The sequence below is a fragment of the Nocardia sp. NPDC004568 genome (assembly GCF_040609955.1).
Classification (GTDB): domain Bacteria; phylum Actinomycetota; class Actinomycetes; order Mycobacteriales; family Mycobacteriaceae; genus Nocardia.
In genome coordinates, this window is the sequence record NZ_JBEXLL010000076.1 from 17,015 (window position 1) to 32,154 (window position 15,140).

A 15,140-nucleotide genomic window follows, 5' to 3' on the forward strand; every position below is an offset into this window, starting at 1 on the left:
CGGGCCGCCGCGGGGTCAGGCCAGGTTCTCGATCTTCGCGGCCAGTTCGGCGCCGGTGAGTGGCTCGCGGGCGATCACCGCGATGGTGTCGTCCCCGGCGATCGTGCCGACGATATAGGGCAGCGAGGCCCGGTCCAGGGCACTGGCCAAGAAATGGGCCGCGCCCGGCGGAGTGCGCAGAACCGCGATGTTACCGCTGGAGTCGGTGGAGACCAGCAGGTCACCGAGCAGTTTGGCCAGCCGCCCCGTGCCGCCGGTGACCCCCCGTACCGGGCTGCCGTCCTCGGGCACCACGTACACGCCGGCGCCGCCGTCGGCGGCGCGCAGTTTCACCGCGCCCAGCTCGTCCAGATCACGCGAGAGCGTCGCCTGCGTGGTCTCGATGCCCTCCGCCGCGAGCAGGGTGGCGAGTTCGGTCTGGCTGCGCACCGGGTGCGCGGCCAGCAGCGCGATGATCCGCGACTGCCGGCCGGCGCGGGTGGCGGCGGTGACCGGTCCCGCCGAATGTATCCGGGCTTCGCTCATCGTCGTCGCGCGTCCTCGCGTGCCAGCAGCCACACCAGCAGCGCCTTCTGCGCGTGCAGCCGGTTCTCCGCCTCGTCCCAGACCACGCTCTGCGGCCCGTCGAGTACCTCGTCGGTGATCTCCTCGCCGCGATGCGCGGGCAGGCAGTGCAGCACGATGGCACCGGCAGCGGCCCGGGACAGCAATGCGGTGTTCACCTGGTACGGCCGGAACGGACCGACGCGGTCCAGACCGTCGCTCTCCTGCCCCATGGAGGTCCAGGTGTCGGTGACCAGCACATCGGCGCCGTCGGCCGCGATCAGCGGATCCTCGGTGACGACGATGCTGCCGCCGGTGTCGGCGGCGCGGGCCTCGGCGGCCTGGACCACCGCGGGCGCCGGCAGGAAACCCGCGGGAGCGGCGATCCGCACGTGCAGTCCGGCGGTGATCCCGCCCAGCAGCAGCGAATGCGACATATTGTTCGCGCCGTCCCCGAAGTAGGCCAGCCGCAACCCGCGCAGACCACCCTTGTGCTCGGTGATGGTGAGCAGATCGGCCAGTACCTGGCAGGGATGGAATTCATTGGACAGCGCATTGACCACCGGCACCGTGGCGGTGGACGCCATCTCCTCGAGCCGCTGCTGGCCGAAGGTCCGCCACACGACGGCCTCGACATACCGCGACAGCACCCGCCCGGTATCGGCGAGCGTTTCGTCGCGCCCGAGCTGGGTGGTCTGCCCGTCCACCACGATCGCGTGCCCGCCGAGCTGGGCGATACCCAGTTCGAAGGAGAACCGGGTGCGGGTGGAGTTCTTGTCGAAGATCACCCCGACACCCCGTGGTCCCTCCAGCGGCCGGTGCGCGAACGGGCTCTTCTTCAGGTCGGCGGCCAGCGCCAGCACCTCGGCCTGTTCCGCGGGTGTCAGATCGTCGTCACGCAGGAAGTGGCGGACTGCCGTGGCCGGTGGTAGGGAGGCGGTCATCCGCGCGGTCCTTTCGTTTCGGCCAGCACGTCGTCGAGGATCCCCGGCAGATCCAGCACGAGGTTGTCGGCCTGGGTTTCGGTGAGCACCAGCGGCGGCGCCAACCGGATCACATCGGGTTTGGCCGGATTCACCAGATATCCGGCGGCCCGCGCGCGGGCCTCGACCCGGGGCGCCACCGGAGCGGTGAGCCCGATCCCGATCAGCAGCCCGGCTCCACGCACATCGGCGATCAGTGGATGCTCGAGGACCGCGATCCCGTCGCTGAGCCGCTTGCCCACCGATTCGACGTGCTCGAGCAGCCCGTCGTCCTCGAGCGTGCGCAGCACGGCCAGGGCCGCGGCCGCGCAGACGGGATTACCGCCGAATGTGGTGCCGTGCATACCGGGCGTGAACAGTTCGGCCGCCGCCCCGGTGGCCAGCACCGCCCCGATCGGCAGACCGGCGCCCAAGCCCTTCGCGAGGGTGATGACATCGGGGGTGATACCGAACGACTGATGCGCGAACATCTTGCCGGTGCGACCGATACCGGTCTGGACCTCGTCCAGGATCAGCAGCGCCCCGGCCCGCGCGGTGATCTCCCGGGCCCGCACGAGATAGTCCATGGGCGGTACGACCACACCGCTCTCACCGAGCATCGGCTCGAGGAAGACCGCGGCCGTATCGGCGTCGACCGCGCGCTCCAGGATCCGTGCGTCGCCGTAGGGAATGTGCACCACGCCGGGCGGCATGGGTTCGAACGGCGCGCGTTTGGACGGCTGACCGGTGAGTGCGAGAGCACCCATGGTGCGGCCGTGGAACGCCTCGTCGCAGGCGATGATCTTGCGGCGGCCGGTGAGCCGGGCCAGTTTGAAGGCCGCCTCGTTGGCCTCGGTGCCGGAGTTGCAGAAGAAGGCCCGGCCGTCTCCGTCCCCGAAATGCCCGAGCAGCCGCTCGGCGAGTTCTATGACCGGTTCGCTGCCGTACAGGTTCGAAACATGGCCGAGCGTGCCGAGCTGGTCCATCACCGCGTTCAGGATGGCCTGATGCGCGTGACCGAGACTGTTGACCGCGATGCCGCCCACGAAATCGACGTAGCGGTTGCCGTCCGCGTCGTACACCACCGCGCCGGTCCCCCGGGTCAGCACGACCTCCGGGGTGGGGTAGTTGCGCATCATCACGTTCGACCAGCGTTGCCGCAGTTCCGCAGTGTTCATGCTCTGACTCCGTTTTCCTCGTTCGCCGGCGGTGTGACCATGGTCCCGATTCCCTCCCCGGTGAAAAGCTCCAGCAGTACCGAATGGGGTACGCGACCGTCGATGACATGTGCGCTGGATACGCCCCCGCGGACCGCGCGCAGGCACGCCTCCATTTTGGGCACCATCCCCGCGTCCAGCGACGGCAGCAGGTCGGCCAGCGCGTCGGTGTCGATCACGCTGGTCAGCGAGGAACGGTCGGGCCAATTCGTGTACAGGCCCTCGACGTCGGTGAGCACCACCAGTTTCTCGGCGCCGATCCCTTCGGCCAGCGCGGCGGCCGCGGTATCGGCGTTGATGTTGTGCACCACGCCGTCGGCGTCGGGGGCGATGGTGGATACCACCGGGATCCGGCCCGCGCGGATGAGGTCGAGCACCGAATCGGGGTGCACGTCGGTCACATCGCCGACCAGGCCGATATCGGTGGCCTCCCCGTCCACGACCACCGTGCGGCGGGTCGCGGTGAACAGCCGGGCGTCCTCACCGGAGATCCCGACGGCGTAGGGCCCGTGCGCGTTGATCAACCCCACCAGTTCCCGGCCGACCTGGCCGAACAGCACCATTCGCACCACATCCATCACTTCGGGCGTGGTGACCCGGAAACCGCCGCGGAACTCCCCGGTGAGACCGAGGCGTTTCAGCATGGCCGAGATCTGTGGCCCGCCGCCGTGCACCACCACCGGATGCACGCCGACGGTGCGCAGGAAGGCCATATCGGCGGCGAAGGCACGTTTGAGGCCGTCGTCGATCATGGCGTTGCCGCCGTATTTCACGACCACGATCTTGTCGCGGAATTTCTGCAGCCAGGGCAGCGCACCGGCGAGGGTATGGGCTTTGTCCAGCGCGGACAGTTCGCGCAGTGCGTCGGTCATGAGCTGTAGGCCGAGTTCTCTTCGACGTAGCCGTGGGACAGGTCGGTGGTGCGTACCGTGGCGGTGCCCTCGCCCAGACGCAGATCGACGACCACATGGATATCCGCGCCGGAGAGGTCGACCTCGCGCGCGCCGGGCGCACCCGTCCCGTCGACGCAGACCGGGAAGCCGTTGAACGACACCGAGATCAGATCCGGATCCAGTTCGATGGGCGCGGTGCCCACCGCGGCCAGCACCCGCCCCCAGTTCGGGTCGGAGCCGAACATGGCGGTTTTGACCAGGCTGTCCCGGGCGATGATCCGGGCCGCGACGAGCGCGTCGTCCTCACTGCGCGCACCCTCGACCGTGACCAGCACCCGCTTGGTGACACCTTCGGCGTCGGCCATCAGCTGACCGGCCAGATCGTCGCAGACCGTGAGGACGGCCGCGTCCAGTTCGTCCTGGGTGGGGGCGACTTCGCTCGCGCCGTTGGCCAGCAGCAGGACCGTATCGTTGGTGGACATGGCACCGTCCACGTCGAGGCGGTCGAAGGTGAGCCGGGTGGCCCGCCGCAGGGCGGTGTCGAGTTGTTCGGCACTCGCCACGGCATCGGTGGTCAGCACGACCAGCATGGTCGCCAGGCCGGGGGCCAGCATGCCCGCACCCTTGGCCATCCCGCCGATGTTCCACTTGTCCGGATGATGCAGGGACGCTTCCTTGGGCACGGTATCGGTGGTCATGATGGCGTGCGCGGCATCGGTGCCGCCGGACATCCCGCCGCCCATCTCGTGCACGATCTCGGTGACCGCCGGTAGCAGTTTGTCCATCGGCAGCCGGTCACCGATGAGGCCGGTGGAGCACACCGCGATCTCACCGGCTCCGGTTTCGGTGCCCCAGTTGCTCAGTGCGGCGGCGAGTTCCTCGGCGGTGCGATGGGTGTCCTGGAAACCCTCCGGTCCGGTGCAGGCGTTGGCGCCACCGGAATTCAGGATCACCGCGCGCAGCCGCCCGGCCTTCAGGACCTGCTGCGACCACAGCACCGGCGCGGCTTTCACCTTGTTGGTGGTGAACACACCGGCCGCCGCGTAGTCGGGGCCCTCGTTGAAGACGAGCGCGAGATCCGGACCGCCCTTGGCCTTGATACCCGCGGCGATCCCCGCGGCCCGGAAGCCCAGCGGTGCGGTGACGCCCTGGTTGTGCACGAGGTTTCCGTTCTTGTCGGTGGTCACGGGGCCACTCCTACGGTGGACAGGCCGGCGGTCTCGTCGAAGCCGAGCGCGAGGTTCATGGACTGCACCGCGCCGCCGGCGGTGCCCTTGGTCAGATTGTCGATCGCACCGATCACGACCAGCAGCCCGGCGTCGGTGTCGACCGCGACCTGCAGCGTGACCGAGTTGGCGCCCAGCACCGACCCGGTCTGGGGCAGGACGCCCTCGGGCAGCAGGTGCACGAAGGGCTCGTCCGCGTAAGCCTTTTCGTAGACGGCGCGCGCCTCGGCCGCGTCCACCCGGACCGGCGCGGTACAGGTCGCGAGAATTCCGCGCGGCATGGGCGCGAGCACCGGGGTGAACGACACCCGGACCGGCGCGCCGGCGACCGCCGACAGGTTCTGCGTGATCTCCGGGGTGTGCCGGTGCGCACCGGCCACGCCGTAGGCCCGCGCGGATCCCATGACCTCGGAACCGAGCAGGCCGACATCGAGTTTGCGGCCCGCCCCGGAGGTGCCGCTGACGGCGACGACGTGCACCGTCGGCTCGACGATGCCCGCGGCGACCGCGGGCGCCAACGCCAGACTGCTGACCGTGGGATAACAGCCGGGGACCGCGATCCGGGTGGCGCCCCGCAACGACTCCCGCGCCCCGGGCAGCTCCGGCAGACCGTAGGGCCAGCTCCCCGCATGGGGCCCGCCGTAGTAGCGGTCCCAGGCGGCCGGATCGGTGAGCCGGAAATCGGCACCGCAGTCGATGATCACCGTGGAGTCCGGCAGTTCGGCCGCCAGGGCCGCCGACTGCCCGTGCGGCAGGCCGAGGAATACGATGTTGTGGCCGGCCAGCTCGGCGGCCGTGGTCGGGGCGAGGATCCGGTCCGCCAGCGGCAGCAGCTGCGGCTGCAGTGCGCCCAGGGCGGTGCCCGCGTTGTTCCCGGCGGTCAGCACCCCGATCTCGAGGCGCCCGGCTCGGTACTCCGGATGCCCCAGCAACAGACGCAGCACTTCCCCACCCGCGTAACCACTGGCACCGGCGACGGCCACGCGCAGGGGTCCGTTCCGGTCGGGCATATCCGTGAGATCAGCCATGTCATGATTATGCACGACCATGCAAGCTCATTCACAAACCGGTCCCCATATGCCTCCCGTTCAGCGCCCGGATGAATTTGCCGCACCCGCCGGACGGGCGATCACGGAGCCTTCCCGGTCCATACCACCCGGCCCGCCACATCACACCGCCGGCGCCAGGAGTGCCTGCGCGGTGGTCCCCACCGGTCCGGTCCGGCCGTACACCGTCGCGGTGTTGAGCGTGCCACCCTCGGGCGCGATTCCCGAGCGAGTGTCCAGGCCGATCCAGTCACCGGCCGGATCCCGGTACAGCGCGCGCCGGGTCGGCATTGATGACGGGGTATCGCACGAGGTCCAGACACAGGGCCGCACCGTAGGCGGAGTCCACGAGAACGACAGCCCGCCACGGCGACGCGGCGACACTCGCCGCGAGACCCCGCTTCCACACCCGCCGACGCCCTCACCACATCGGCTAACATTTAGAACATGTGTTCGAACGGCAGGCTTCGAGATCGGCTCGGCGCCCTGGAGCAGGCCGTCGACGCACTGCTCTCTTGCGACCTCACCACGGTCCCGGACGGCGAACTCGGCACCTCACTCGCACGGCTCGAGTCATGCACCCGCACCCTCGTCGGCCTCACCGCGCGGCTGGCACACGAGCGCAACCACCGGAACGGGCCGGTCGCGGCAGCGCCCGGCAACACACCCACGCAAGAAGCCGCGCACCCCGCGGAGACCCGGGCCGCCGCGCCGAACCGCACCGCGCACTCGCCCCGCCCGAACCGATCGGGCATTGTTGCCGATGACCGCAGCACCGTGGCCCGAGGAGTTACCGTGACCGCACCCGTGCGCGTGGAGCGCACCGGCGACGTCGTCGTCTGGACCATCGACAATCCCGAGCAGCGCAATCCGATCTCCGACGAGGCGACCATCGAGGCCCTGGAGAACGCGGTCCGGGCCGCCGACCGCGACCATTCGATCCGGGTGGCCATCCTCACCGGAGCGGGTACCGCGTTCAGCGCCGGCGGCAATATCAAACACATGCGGGACAAGGCCGGCATGTTCGGCGGCGGCCCCGCCGACCTGCGCCAGGGGTACCGGCACGGCATCCAGCGCATCCCCAAGGCGCTGTACCACTGCGAGATCCCGACCATCGCCGCGGTGAACGGCCCGGCGATCGGCGCCGGCTGCGACCTCGCCCTCATGTGCGATATGCGGATCGCCGCGACCACCGCCACTTTCGCGGAGAGCTTCGTCCGCCTGGGCCTCATCCCCGGCGACGGCGGCGCCTGGTTCCTGCCGCGGGCGGTGGGGATGGCCCGCGCCAGCCAGCTGGCGTTCACCGGGGCCGCCATCGACGCCGTCACCGCACTCGACTGGGGGATGGTCAACGAGGTCGTCGAACCCGACCGGCTGCTCGAGACCGCCCATCGGCTCGCCGCCGAGATCGCGGTCAATCCACCGCACGCGCTGCGGATGACCAAACGACTGTTGCGCGAGGGCCAGCAGCAGAGCCTGGAATCGCTACTGGAACTCTCCGCCGCGATGCAGGCACTCACTCATCACACCGCCGATCACGACGAAGCCGTCGCCGCCGCGCTGGAGCGCCGCGCACCTCGATTCACCGGGGAGTGACGCACCGCCGGGCCGCACCGGCCCGGCGCGTCAGGGGTACTCGGAGATCAGCGTGGCCACCGTCGCGGGCGCGAGGGCTTCGAACACGTGCGGAACATCGGCCGGATAGGCGATGTAGTCACCCGGGCCGAGTTCCACGAGCTCACCGGCCGTGCCGACGAGCGCGCGGCCGGCACCGAGCAGGACGTGTTCGACGGTCCCGGGCAGGTGCGGCCGGGAGGCGCGCCGCGGCCCGGGCTCGGCGGCGATGCGGTAGATATCGCGACGCACCCCGGCCGGTCCGACCGCCAGCAGTGTGGCCCGGTAATCGGCCTCGGCCGAGAACACTGCCGGTCCCTCCGCGGCCCGGATCACCCGGACCCGCGGACGCGGCGGGTCGAGCAGGCGCGAGAACGGCACCTCCAGTGCCAGGCACAGCGCCCACAAAGTCTCCAGGCTGGGGTTGCCACTGCCGGATTCGAGCTGCGAGAGGGTCGATTTCGCGATACCGGCCCGCCGGGCGACCTCGGTCAGCGACAGCTCCGCGCGCAGGCGTTCCCGGCGCAGGGACGCGGCGATCACCTGCTGCGGGGCCCGGTCGCGATCGCCGCCCGAGTGACCGGCCGACCGCTTGTTCGGTTCATCGCTATCATGTTCGGTTTGACGAACAACGGGTTCCATGTTCACTATGGTAGTTATGTGTTCGTTCTGGCGAACGGTGGATCCACCGACCCGGTCACTGATCACCACGCTCTGCGTCGCGGTCACCGTGGCCGGGATGTCCTACGGGGCCACGGCTGTCGCGGCCGGTTTCCCGCTGTGGTTCCCCGTCGCACTGGGTGTGCTCGTGGTGGCCGCCGGTTCGGAGTTCCTCTTCGTCGGTATCGTCGCCGCGGGCGGCAGCCCACTCGCCGCCCTGTTCGCGGGACTGCTGATCAATGCTCGCCATATCGGCTACGGCCTCGCGGTCCCCACGATCCTCGGCACCGGACTGCGCGGTCTGCGCGGCGCCCACCTGCTCAACGACGAGACCGTGGCGGTGGCGCTGGCCCAGCGCACGACCGACCGCGGCCGGGCGGCCTATCTGGCCTGCGGAGCCGGCATCCTGATGGCCTGGCCCGGTGGGGCGCTGCTGGGCGGTCTGCTCGGCACCGCGGTGCCGGACCCCGGCGTCTTCGGGGTGGACGCGGTGTTCCCGGCGGTATTGCTGGGTCTGATCATGCCCGCGCTGCACGCGCCGGCCGTCCGGCGCGGCGCTCTCGCCGGGGCCGCCCTGGCCCTGTGCACGACTCCGCTGCTGCCACCCGGCCTGCCGATTCTGCTGGCCGCCACGGCCGCCACCGTCACGATTCCACGGCCGGCGGCACGATGACCGATCTCGGATACCTGGTGGGCGCCGCTCTCGCACTGGCGGCCGGAACGTTCGCATTCCGCCTCGCCGGACCTGTACTCGAATCGCGGATCACTGTTTCTCCCCGCACCGCCGCGCTACTCGAGAACGCGTCCGTCGTCGTGCTCGCGGCGCTCGTATCCACCACCGCCCTGACCGAGGACGGCACCGCGGCCGGGATCGCGCGACCGGCGGGGGTCCTGGTCGCCGGCGTGTGCTACCGGTTCCGGACGCCGCTGCCCGCGGCGCTCGTGGCCGCGGCCGCGACAACGGCCGCGCTACGACTGGCGGGCGTGCCGTAACCCGCCGGCGGCCCGATGATCCGCGCCCGGGCTACCGCTTCTCGACCACGCGCTCACCCTCACCCGGTTTCCAGATGGTCACCCGCAGCAGGTCGTCACCGACCTCGACCGACGACGCCGAGATCAGGTCGGCCACGAAGAAATGCTCGAACGGCTGGTTCCGCAGATCCAGACCGCTGTCCTCGTACAGGTACTCGGCGAACCGCGCGTGCAGTGCGGTATCCGGGTCGTCGATCACCACTCCGAACAGTTTGGCGTCCCCGTCGGCGACCATCGTGTCCTCGGTCGCGGTGTGCAGGCAGAACCGTGGATCGCGCGCGAGATCCCGGAATTTGGTGGTGCCCGGCATCCCGACGATCACCAGTTTCTCCTCGAAGATGAGCGGCTCCACCGGGCTGATCCGGGGAAATCCGTCCGAACGCAGGGTGGCGAGCATGCACAGATTGCTGGTCGCGGTGTGGCGACGAATGAAGATCTCGCTGATCCGCGGCGCCTCGGCGGTGAATTCACTCCAGGTCGTCATACAGCCGACGGTACGACGACCGGCGCCGCCGCGGGTCGCGCCGAGCCCTATCCGAGACGAACGAGCCCCCGCCCGGCGGGCGAAGCCGGATCAACCGGAGTTGCGCAGCGCTGTGGCCAGACCGTTCATCGTGAGCAGGATGCCGCGTTTGACCAGTTCGGAATCGTCCCCGGCGCGTAACCGGCGCAGCAGTTCGACCTGCATCTGGTTCAGCGGTTCCAGGTACGGGAACCGGTTGCGGATGGACTCCGCCAGCGACGGATTGTCGGCCAGCAGGTGATCGTTGCCGGTGATGGCGGCATGGACGGCGACCGTGCGGGCGTGCTCGCGCTCGATCATCCCGAAGATCCGCTTCCGCAGATCGATATCGTCGACCAGCTCGGCGTACCGGGCGGCGATGGCGAGATCGCTCTTGGCCATCACCTGCGCCAGGTTGGACAGTACGGTCCGGAAGAACGGCCAGCGGCGGTACAGGTCCGAGAGCCGGGCGAGCCGGTCCGGGTCACCGCCGATCCACTCCTCGAGCGCGGTCCCGGTGCCGTACCAGCCGGGCAGCATCACCCGGGCCTGGCTCCAGGCCATCACCCACGGGATGGCCCGCAGATCCGAGACCGAGTTGGTGGGTTTGCGCGAGGCGGGACGGCTGCCGATATTGAGATCGCCGACTTCGGCGACCGGGGTCGACTGCCGGAAGTACTCCACGAAACCGGGGGTTTCGTGCACCAACCGCGCGTAGGCGGCGCGGGCCCGAGCGGCGAGTTCGTCCATGAGCGCGTAGGAGGGTTCGGCGTCGGCGCCCAGCGCCTCGACATCCAGCAGTGTCGATTCGAGAGTGCCGGCGATGAGCGATTCGAGATTGCGATGCGCCGAACCGCGTTCGGCGTACTTCGCCGCGATGACCTCGCCCTGTTCGGTCAGCCGCAGGGACCCGCGCACCGCGCCGGCGGGCTGGGCGAGGATCGCGTCGTAACTGCGGCCGCCGCCGCGCCCGACCGTGCCACCGCGACCGTGGAAGAGCCGCAGCCGGATCCCGTGTTCGCGCGCCAGTTCCACCAGGTCCAGTTCCGCCCGGTACAGCGCCCAGTTGGCGGCCAGATATCCGCCGTCCTTGTTCGAATCGGAGTAACCGAGCATCACCTCCTGGCGCATTCCGCGCGCCGCCACCAACTCGTGGTACTCCGGCACCCGGAGGGCCGCGGCCAGGGTCGACGCGCCGGCCGCGAGATCCTCGATGGTTTCGAACAGGGGCACGATCCCGGCCGGGCAGGAGGGGCCGCTGTCCGCGTCCCCCGGATCCAGCAGCCCGCCCTCCTTCAGCAGCAGCGCGGCCTCGAGCAGATCACTGACCGAGGTGCACATCGAGATGATGTAGTTGGGGACCGCGTCCGGGCCCAGCGCGGCCACCACCGCGGCGCCCGCGCGCACGACTCCCAGCTCTTTGGCCGCCAGCTCGCCGATCCGCGCCCGCGGTCCCAGCAGCGGCCGCCGGGTACGCAGTTCGCGGGTGAGCAGTTCGACCCGCTCGGACTCGGACAGACTCGCGTAGTCCGGATGGACGCCCGCCCAGGCCAGCAGTTCGGCGACGACCTGCTCATGGGTTTCGGAATTCTGGCGCATATCGAGGCCCTGCAGATGGAACCCGAAGGTCTCCACCGCCCAGCGCAGCGCCGCGAGACGGTCGTCGGCGAGCAGCGCGTCCCCGCCGGCACGCAGCGAGGCGTCGACGACGTCGAGATCGTCGAGCAGATCCTGGGGCGTGCCGTAGGGAGTGCCGGAGGTGCCCTCACCGGCACCCGACGATTCGAACTCCCAGGGCCCCGCCGACTCGGGAGCCAGCGCGGCGACGGCCCGCCGCGCGGTCGCGGTGAGCCGGACCCGGATGCCGTACAGCGCGCGGCGGTACGGCTCGTCCGCGTAGGTCTTCGGGTCCGGATAGCCGCTGTCGGCGAGTTCGCGCAGTGCCGGGGTCACCGGGACCAGCCGCGCCGACAGCGCCAGCGTCTTCTCCAACTGCACCAGCTCGCGCAGGTAGCGCGCGAACGCCACGCCCGCGGCCTGCGCTGCCGCCGTGCGCACCACGTCCGCCGTCACGTACGGGTTGCCGTCCCGGTCCCCGCCGATCCACGAACCGGGCCGCAGCATGGGTTTCGGCAGCAACCGCTGCTCGGGCCAGCGCGACCGCAGCGCCGCGCGCACGCTCGCGTTGATCGCGGGAATGACATCGAACAGCGTGAGTTCGTAATACCGCAGGCCGACGGCGATCTCGTCCTGGATACGCAGCCGCGACAACCTGATCAGTGCCGTCCGCCAGAGGGTGAGCACCTGCCGCCGGATCTCCAGCTCGAGCTGTTCTCGTTCGGATTCGGGAGCGCGCTGCCGCCGGCGCATCAACTCGGTGACCCTGGTCTGGGTGTCGAACACGGTCCGGCGCCGGGTCTCGGTGGGATGAGCGGTGATCACCGGGGAGACCAGTGCGTCGGCCAGCAGTTCGGCCACCCGCTCGCCGGGCACCGCCGCGGCGTCCAGTTTGCGATAGGTGGCGGCCAGGGAGGAGTCCTGCGGGGCTTCACCCGCTGCCTCGTGCGCGGCGCGACGGCGGTCGCGCTGGATGTCCTCGGCGAGGTTGGCCAGCAGGACGAAATAACTGAACGCCCGGATCAGCGGTAGTGCCACCGTGATGTCGACCCCGGCCAGCATCTCGCCGACCGCGCTGCGCTCCACCTCCTCCCGCCGGACCCGGAACGCCTCCACCCGCACCCGCTCCACGAGGTCGAACACCTCGGGACCCTCGTGATCACGGATGGTGTCACCGAGCACGCCGCCGAGGAACCGGATGTCCTCGCGCAGCGGCAGGGTCGCGTCGTTTCCTTCAGCGGTCTGCGCATCGCCCATGATCAGAAGTATGGACGGCCACCGTGCCGGTAGCTGTGACGACGCACACGGTCCTGCGTAACCGGGTGCGCCGGACGCCGCGGAACCCGGCTATCGGCACAGGTGACCGCCCGCTCCCACCACTCAGCCCAGCGGCTGGGAGAAACGCAGGAAATTCCCCCACGGATCGGCGAAACCGCAGTCGCGCACCCCGTAGGCCTGATCGGCGGGCTCCTGGGTGACCCGCACCCCGGCGTCGCGCAGCCGGGCGAAGGTCTCGTCCACCGACTCGGTGACGAAGATCAGCGTGCCGTGCGCCCCCGTGGCCAGCCGGCGCTGCGCCTCGGCGCGCTGCTCGGGGTCGGGCACCATGGACGGGGTCTCCAGAATGAACTCGATACCGGGCTGTCCGGCCGGCCCCACGGTGACCCAGCGCAGTGGGCCCAGCGGTACATCCGCGCGGGCCTCGAGGCCGATCACGTCCCGATAGAACTCGAGTGCCTCCTGCTGATCGCCGACCAGCACACCGATATGCGACAGTGCCAGATCTTCACCGTTGGCCATCCGATTCTCCTTAGCTGCGGGCACGCCCGTACCAGGTCCGGCCGGGTCGATTTCGCGCCCGGCCCGTATGAACATCCCACAGGACGGGCCGGGGACGCGGAACTCATCGCACCGCCGGGAATTCGTTCGGCGCGCCGGTACCGGGCGCCCGGGACTGCTCCGTCAGCCACAGCGCAGTCGCGACCACGCCCGCGGTAAACACCAGTTCGGCGCAGTTGGTGAGCAGCATGGGGGGCATCGCCGCCGAGACCACGGTCATGATCACGGTGGTCACGGCCCAGCGCCGGTAACCCCGCACCCGCCATACCGCCACCGCCGCCACCAGCACGACCACCACCGTCAGCACCGGCGGCAGGAGTCCGGCCGGCGACGCGTGCGCCGTGGTGTAGCGCACAGTGCCCGCCCACTCCCGCGGTTCCAGCGTGAGCGGCGTCAGTTCGCAGGCCACCCCCAGCACGATCACCGCCACCGTCCCCGTCCCGACCGCGACCCGGGCCCACCGGGTGCGCGCCCATCCGACCCCGGCCCGGGCCGCGGCGGCGCACGCCCACGGCATCAACAGCGGAGTGAGCACGAGATGGGCGACGAAGCGCGGCGCCGACCAGTTCTCCAACGTCGCACCGGCCCCGATCCAGCGACCCGCCGCGAGTATCGCGTTGTCGTAGGCCAATGCGGCACAGACCAGCGCGGGTACGACAAACAGCCGGTCGGCGGTCGCCCGGAGCCCGAGCGCGCACCGGCCGGCGAGCGCCAGCTGACCGGCGGCGAGCACAGCGAAGAGGAGGGACGCGAACACGGGGATCCTTTCCGGCCGCGGTGGGCCGGGACCGGTGGTCAGGTTACTGCCGCCGCGGTCAGCAGATCTCCCCGCGCGGCCGGCCGCCGGTCAGCGGTGGCCCGCTCGGTTCATCCGCGCCGGCGGCCTCGGCCACGGATCCGCGCCGCGGCTCCCGGCGACGCGGTGCCGAGATGCCGGGCCCCGGCACCGAGCGCTTTCGCGAACCGGAAGAGGCGACCACCCCCGGAACCCACCTCCGCGTATCCCGCCGCCCGGTACAGCGCATGTGCCTCGGGCTGCCGGTCGCCGGCCGTCACACGAGCCTCCTGGTAACCCAGCCGCACCATCTCGGCCTCCAACTCGGCGAGAACCCGGGTCGCGAGTCCGCCACGCCGGTGCTCACGTGCGGTCCAGACACGTTGGATCTCGGCGGTCGTCGTATCGAAGCGGCGGAATCCGCCACCCGCGACCGGGTCGCCGTGGTCCACCAGCACCAGCAGATCACCGTCGGGGGCGGAGTAATCGGCGGCCGGGCAGTCCCGGAGCCGCCGGTGGATCGCGCCGGCGGTACCCCCGTAGCGAATGCTGTGATCGATGGCGAGTTCCGCGAGCAGCGCGACGGCCAGCGGATGCTCCTGGTGCACGTGATACAGACGCGGGCCGCGGGCCCGTGTATCGATCGCCGACGGTGTACCCACGCTCGGTACCTCCATCACCCTGGCCGTTGCGCCACACCACTCGGCCGATCCGGATGGTGCTGCCGAGATTAACGAACAGTAAGGGGTCGCCACACCGGTTCCGGTCGCGTGTCGTCGAACTCTGGACACTGTTACGTTGCGTTTACACCACCTGCCGTTCACCGACCGGCAATCCGCGCTCGCGCGCCTTCGCGACCCCGGGTCCGGTCGGCCCGGCCCGGCCCTCTCGGCCCAGCCATCCCCCGGCGCAGTCGATTCCGCCCGGCTATCCCCCGGCGCAGTCGAATCCGCCCGGTATTCCCTCGTCGCAGTCGATTCCGCCCGGTATTCCCCCGGCCCGGCCATCCCCTGGTCCGGTCCTCCCCCAGCCCAGCAATCCCCGGCCCAGCCGATTCCCCAGCCGGCCATACCGGCCACCTCGGCGAAGGCCAGCACTTCCATCCCCGCGTCCGTGTTCAGCGCGAGGGTGGTGTCCCCCCGCCCGATCGTCCCCCGAACAAGTCGCCCGGCAGCGGATCCCGGGTCCGCGCTCCGCACCGGTGCGGAGCGCGG

General features: G+C 70.5%; 16 protein-coding genes. 3 read left to right on the forward strand and 13 right to left on the reverse strand.

Features of this window, described 5'->3' with window-relative positions:
- Nucleotides 1–15: 15 nt before the first annotated feature.
- The 7 genes from ABZV91_RS26750 to ABZV91_RS26780 form a co-directional block, all read right to left on the reverse strand.
- Nucleotides 16–525: an arginine repressor gene (locus ABZV91_RS26750; RefSeq protein ID WP_063131430.1), complete on the reverse strand. Its 510-nt coding sequence runs from the start codon at nucleotides 523–525 to the stop codon at nucleotides 16–18.
- Nucleotides 522–1,487 carry an ornithine carbamoyltransferase gene (gene argF / locus ABZV91_RS26755; RefSeq protein WP_355247177.1) on the reverse strand — a complete coding sequence of 322 codons (966 nt, stop codon included), beginning with the start codon at nucleotides 1,485–1,487 and terminating at the stop codon, nucleotides 522–524. The genes ABZV91_RS26750 and argF overlap by 4 nt, the downstream gene beginning before the upstream one ends.
- Nucleotides 1,484–2,683: an acetylornithine transaminase gene (locus tag ABZV91_RS26760; protein ID WP_355247180.1), complete on the reverse strand. Its 1,200-nt coding sequence runs from the start codon at nucleotides 2,681–2,683 to the stop codon at nucleotides 1,484–1,486. The genes argF and ABZV91_RS26760 overlap by 4 nt, the downstream gene beginning before the upstream one ends.
- A complete protein-coding gene (gene argB, locus ABZV91_RS26765) occupies nucleotides 2,680–3,594 on the reverse strand; it encodes an acetylglutamate kinase (RefSeq protein ID WP_355247183.1) in 915 nt (304 codons plus the stop codon). Before argB ends, ABZV91_RS26760 begins: the two co-directional genes overlap by 4 nt.
- Nucleotides 3,591–4,802, reverse strand: coding sequence for a bifunctional glutamate N-acetyltransferase/amino-acid acetyltransferase ArgJ (gene argJ / locus ABZV91_RS26770; protein WP_355247186.1), 1,212 nt, complete (start codon nucleotides 4,800–4,802; stop codon nucleotides 3,591–3,593). Before argJ ends, argB begins: the two co-directional genes overlap by 4 nt.
- Nucleotides 4,799–5,851 (reverse strand): N-acetyl-gamma-glutamyl-phosphate reductase, encoded by a 1,053-nt coding sequence (gene argC / locus ABZV91_RS26775; protein WP_355247222.1) that lies wholly within the window; start codon nucleotides 5,849–5,851, stop codon nucleotides 4,799–4,801. Before argC ends, argJ begins: the two co-directional genes overlap by 4 nt.
- A 159-nt stretch (nucleotides 5,852–6,010) precedes the next feature.
- Nucleotides 6,011–6,178 carry a hypothetical protein gene (locus tag ABZV91_RS26780; protein WP_355247189.1) on the reverse strand — a complete coding sequence of 56 codons (168 nt, stop codon included), beginning with the start codon at nucleotides 6,176–6,178 and terminating at the stop codon, nucleotides 6,011–6,013.
- Between the two features lie 504 nt (nucleotides 6,179–6,682).
- Here ABZV91_RS26780 and ABZV91_RS26785 point away from each other — a divergent pair.
- On the forward strand, nucleotides 6,683–7,483 hold the full coding sequence (locus tag ABZV91_RS26785) for a crotonase/enoyl-CoA hydratase family protein (protein ID WP_355247191.1): 801 nt from the start codon (nucleotides 6,683–6,685) through the stop codon (nucleotides 7,481–7,483).
- Nucleotides 7,484–7,513: 30 nt separating this feature from the next.
- Here the strand turns inward: ABZV91_RS26785 and ABZV91_RS26790 are convergent, their stop codons facing one another.
- On the reverse strand, nucleotides 7,514–8,143 hold the full coding sequence (locus ABZV91_RS26790) for an XRE family transcriptional regulator (RefSeq protein ID WP_355247194.1): 630 nt from the start codon (nucleotides 8,141–8,143) through the stop codon (nucleotides 7,514–7,516).
- Between the two features lie 7 nt (nucleotides 8,144–8,150).
- Here ABZV91_RS26790 and ABZV91_RS26795 point away from each other — a divergent pair, with 7 nt between their 5' ends.
- Together ABZV91_RS26795 and ABZV91_RS26800 are read left to right on the forward strand one after the other, a co-directional pair.
- Nucleotides 8,151–8,834, forward strand: a complete 684-nt coding sequence (locus ABZV91_RS26795) for an AzlC family ABC transporter permease (protein ID WP_355247197.1) — start codon at nucleotides 8,151–8,153, stop codon at nucleotides 8,832–8,834.
- Nucleotides 8,831–9,154, forward strand: a complete 324-nt coding sequence (locus ABZV91_RS26800; RefSeq protein ID WP_355247200.1) for an AzlD domain-containing protein — start codon at nucleotides 8,831–8,833, stop codon at nucleotides 9,152–9,154. Before ABZV91_RS26795 ends, ABZV91_RS26800 begins: the two co-directional genes overlap by 4 nt.
- Before the next feature lie 31 nt (nucleotides 9,155–9,185).
- Here the strand turns inward: ABZV91_RS26800 and ABZV91_RS26805 are convergent, their stop codons facing one another.
- The 5 genes from ABZV91_RS26805 to ABZV91_RS26825 all read right to left on the reverse strand — a co-directional run bounded on the left by ABZV91_RS26805 (nucleotide 9,186) and on the right by ABZV91_RS26825 (nucleotide 14,588).
- The gene (locus ABZV91_RS26805) at nucleotides 9,186–9,677 is read right to left on the reverse strand and encodes a pyridoxamine 5'-phosphate oxidase family protein (protein ID WP_355247203.1); all 492 of its coding nucleotides are present in this window, start codon (nucleotides 9,675–9,677) and stop codon (nucleotides 9,186–9,188) included.
- A gap of 90 nt (nucleotides 9,678–9,767) precedes the next feature.
- A complete protein-coding gene (gene ppc / locus ABZV91_RS26810) occupies nucleotides 9,768–12,569 on the reverse strand; it encodes a phosphoenolpyruvate carboxylase (protein WP_355247205.1) in 2,802 nt (933 codons plus the stop codon).
- A 123-nt stretch (nucleotides 12,570–12,692) separates the two neighbouring features.
- Nucleotides 12,693–13,112 (reverse strand): VOC family protein, encoded by a 420-nt coding sequence (locus tag ABZV91_RS26815; protein ID WP_355247207.1) that lies wholly within the window; start codon nucleotides 13,110–13,112, stop codon nucleotides 12,693–12,695.
- Between the two features lie 103 nt (nucleotides 13,113–13,215).
- The gene (locus ABZV91_RS26820) at nucleotides 13,216–13,908 is read right to left on the reverse strand and encodes a hypothetical protein (protein ID WP_355247210.1); all 693 of its coding nucleotides are present in this window, start codon (nucleotides 13,906–13,908) and stop codon (nucleotides 13,216–13,218) included.
- A gap of 110 nt (nucleotides 13,909–14,018) precedes the next feature.
- Complete coding sequence (locus ABZV91_RS26825) at nucleotides 14,019–14,588, reverse strand: GNAT family N-acetyltransferase (RefSeq protein ID WP_355247213.1); 570 nt, start codon at nucleotides 14,586–14,588, stop codon at nucleotides 14,019–14,021.
- Nucleotides 14,589–15,140: the final 552 nt, after the last annotated feature.

Bases quoted from the DNA above. Each gene is read 5' to 3' on its own strand.
- ABZV91_RS26750 (WP_063131430.1), bottom strand. From the start codon at position 525: ATGAGCGAAGCCCGGATACATTCGGCGGGACCGGTCACCGCCGCCACC.
- argF (WP_355247177.1), bottom strand. From the start codon at position 1,487: ATGACCGCCTCCCTACCACCGGCCACGGCAGTCCGCCACTTCCTGCGT.
- ABZV91_RS26760 (WP_355247180.1), bottom strand. From the start codon at position 2,683: ATGAACACTGCGGAACTGCGGCAACGCTGGTCGAACGTGATGATGCGC.
- argB (WP_355247183.1), bottom strand. From the start codon at position 3,594: ATGACCGACGCACTGCGCGAACTGTCCGCGCTGGACAAAGCCCATACC.
- argC (WP_355247222.1), bottom strand. From the start codon at position 5,851: ATGCCCGACCGGAACGGACCCCTGCGCGTGGCCGTCGCCGGTGCCAGT.
- ABZV91_RS26780 (WP_355247189.1), bottom strand. From the start codon at position 6,178: ATGCCGACCCGGCGCGCGCTGTACCGGGATCCGGCCGGTGACTGGATC.
- ABZV91_RS26790 (WP_355247194.1), bottom strand. From the start codon at position 8,143: ATGGAACCCGTTGTTCGTCAAACCGAACATGATAGCGATGAACCGAAC.
- ABZV91_RS26795 (WP_355247197.1), top strand. From the start codon at position 8,151: ATGGTAGTTATGTGTTCGTTCTGGCGAACGGTGGATCCACCGACCCGG.
- ABZV91_RS26800 (WP_355247200.1), top strand. From the start codon at position 8,831: ATGACCGATCTCGGATACCTGGTGGGCGCCGCTCTCGCACTGGCGGCC.
- ABZV91_RS26805 (WP_355247203.1), bottom strand. From the start codon at position 9,677: ATGACGACCTGGAGTGAATTCACCGCCGAGGCGCCGCGGATCAGCGAG.
- ppc (WP_355247205.1), bottom strand. From the start codon at position 12,569: ATGGGCGATGCGCAGACCGCTGAAGGAAACGACGCGACCCTGCCGCTG.
- ABZV91_RS26815 (WP_355247207.1), bottom strand. From the start codon at position 13,112: ATGGCCAACGGTGAAGATCTGGCACTGTCGCATATCGGTGTGCTGGTC.